Annotated in this window: 3 protein-coding genes; all 3 read left to right on the forward strand. The window is 67.1% G+C overall.

The annotated features are described in order from the left end of the window. On the forward strand, positions 1-829 hold an 829-nt coding region (locus BraRD5C2_RS36695; protein ID WP_223976868.1), incomplete at its 5' end, for an NAD(P) transhydrogenase subunit alpha. An 11-nt stretch (positions 830-840) separates the two neighbouring features. Beyond that, positions 841-1,158: a proton-translocating transhydrogenase family protein gene (locus BraRD5C2_RS36700; RefSeq protein WP_016841609.1), complete on the forward strand. Its 318-nt coding sequence runs from the start codon at positions 841-843 to the stop codon at positions 1,156-1,158. 43 nt (positions 1,159-1,201) lie between these two features. Beyond that, positions 1,202-2,236, forward strand: a 1,035-nt coding sequence (locus tag BraRD5C2_RS36705; protein ID WP_223976870.1) for an NAD(P)(+) transhydrogenase (Re/Si-specific) subunit beta, incomplete at its 3' end; no start/stop codon positions are given.

Below are 2,236 nucleotides of genomic sequence, written 5' to 3' on the forward strand. Positions count from 1 at the left end.
TGCGCTGAAGACGATGGCCGATGCCGGGGTGTCGGCGTTTGCGATGGAGCTGATGCCGCGCATCACCCGCGCCCAGGTGATGGACGTGTTGTCCTCGCAGGCCAATCTGGCCGGCTACCGCGCGGTGATCGAGGGCGCCGAGGCCTTCGGCCGCGCCTTCCCGATGATGATGACCGCGGCCGGCACCATTCCGGCCGCCAAGGTGTTCGTGATGGGCGTCGGGGTCGCCGGCCTGCAGGCGATCGCGACCGCGCGCCGTCTCGGCGCCATCGTCACCGCGACCGACGTGCGGCCCGCCACCAAGGAGCAGGTCGAGAGCTTGGGCGCAAAGTTCCTCGCGGTCGAGGACGAGGAGTTCAAGAACGCGCAGACCGCCGGCGGCTACGCCAAGGAGATGTCCAAGGAGTACCAGGCCAAGCAGGCCCAGCTTACCGCCGAGCACATCAAGAAGCAGGACATCGTGATCACCACCGCGCTGATCCCGGGCCGTCCGGCGCCGAAGCTCGTCAGCGGCGAGATGGTGAAGTCGATGAAGCCGGGCTCGGTGCTGGTCGATCTCGCGGTCGAGCGCGGCGGCAATGTCGAGGGCGCGAGGCCCGGTGAGGTGGTCGAGACCGACGGCATCAAGATCGTCGGCTACACCAACGTCGCCGGCCGCGTCGCCGCGTCGGCCTCGAGCCTCTACGCGCGCAACCTGTTCTCGTTCATCGAGACGATGGTCGACAAGGCCAGCAAGGTGCTCGCGGTCAATTGGGACGACGAGCTGGTGAAGGCCACCGCGCTGACCAAAGACGGCGCCGTCATCCATCCCAACTTCCAGCCGAAGTAAGGAGAGAAGCCATGGAGCATCTCGCGCAGGCCGTCGACCCGTTCGTGTTCCGGCTGTCGATCTTCGTTCTTGCGGTGTTCGTCGGCTACTTCGTGGTGTGGTCGGTGACGCCCGCGCTGCATACCCCGCTGATGAGCGTGACCAACGCGATCTCGTCGGTGATCGTGGTCGGCGCGCTGCTCGCGGTCGGGGTCGGCATGGTGTCGAGCGGCTCGGGCTGGGCCCGCGGCTTCGGCTTCGTGGCGCTGATCTTCGCCTGCGTGAACATCTTCGGCGGCTTCCTGGTCACCCAACGCATGCTGGCGATGTACAAGAAGAAAGCCAAGTGAGCGGCGTGCACCTCGGGGTGACGAAGACAAAGGGGGACCTGAGATGAACGCCAATCTGGCTGCTGTTCTGTACCTCGTGGCGGGGGTGCTGTTCATCCTGTCGCTGCGCGGCCTGTCGAGCCCGGCATCGTCGCGCCAGGGCAACATGTTCGGCATGATCGGCATGGCGATCGCGGTCGGCACCACGCTGGCGAGCCATCCGCCGGCCGACGGCGTGGCCTGGCTGCTGGTGATCCTCGCGGTCGCGATCGGCGGCGGCGTCGGTGCCGTGATCGCGCGTCGGGTGCCGATGACCTCGATGCCGGAGCTCGTCGCCGCGTTCCACTCGCTGGTCGGCATGGCCGCGGTGCTGGTCGCCGCCGGCGCGTTCTATGCGCCGGAAGCCTTCGATATCGGTACGCCCGGCAACATCCATCCGCAGAGCCTGGTCGAGATGTCGCTCGGCGTTGCGATCGGCGCCTTGACCTTCACCGGCTCGGTGATCGCGTTCCTGAAGCTGTCGGCGCGGATGAGCGGCGCGCCGATCATCCTGCCGTTCCGTCACGTCATCAACATCGCGCTGGCGCTGGCGCTGGTGTTCTTCATCGTCGGCCTGGTGATGTCGGGCAGCGCGCTCGACTTCTGGCTGATCGTCATCCTGGCGCTGGCGCTCGGCGTCCTGATGATCATCCCGATCGGCGGCGCCGACATGCCGGTCGTGATCTCGATGCTGAACTCGTACTCGGGCTGGGCCGCGGCCGGCATCGGCTTCACGCTCGGCAACTCGGCGCTGATCATCACCGGCGCGCTGGTCGGCTCGTCGGGCGCGATCCTGTCCTACATCATGTGCCACGCGATGAACCGCTCGTTCATCTCGGTGATCCTCGGCGGCTTCGGCGGTGAGACCGCGGCGGCCGGCGGCGGCTCGGGCGAGCAGAAACCCGCCAAGCTCGGCTCGGCGGATGATGCCGCCTTCATCATGAAGAACGCCTCCAAGGTCATCATCGTGCCCGGTTACGGCATGGCGGTGGCGCAGGCCCAGCACGCGCTGCGCGAGATGGGCGACATCCTGAAGAAGGAAGGCGTCGAGGTGAAGTAC

Origin of the sequence: Bradyrhizobium sp. RD5-C2 (assembly GCF_019972155.1) — a bacterium.
GTDB lineage: Bacteria > Pseudomonadota > Alphaproteobacteria > Rhizobiales > Xanthobacteraceae > Bradyrhizobium.